We start from the raw sequence: 216 nt of genomic DNA, 5'->3' as shown, positions 1-216 counted from the left end.
GGCAAAGCAGTAACGAAAGTAACAACAGATAAAGAAGGAAAAGCGAAAATTTCAGATCTATCTGTAGGAAATTACAAACTAGTAGAAGTAGAAAGCTTACCAGGCTACAAACAATTAACAGAACCAGTATCGTTTGAAATCAAAAAAGGAATGACAGAAGTTCTATCATTAAAAATAGAAAATGAAATGGTAGATACGGGAAATGTAGAAATTACA

The 216-nt window shown here is 31.9% G+C and carries 1 protein-coding gene; it reads left to right on the top strand.

The window, feature by feature from the left end:
* Positions 1-216: prealbumin-like fold domain-containing protein (locus MR167_RS33885; protein ID WP_242316331.1), on the top strand; the 216-nt coding region annotated here is incomplete at both ends.

Origin of the sequence: Bacillus cereus group sp. BfR-BA-01355, assembly GCF_022663675.1 — a bacterium.
In the GTDB taxonomy this organism is placed as follows: domain Bacteria; phylum Bacillota; class Bacilli; order Bacillales; family Bacillaceae_G; genus Bacillus_A; species Bacillus_A thuringiensis_S.
This window is presented reverse-complemented; position numbering and strand designations above follow the sequence as displayed.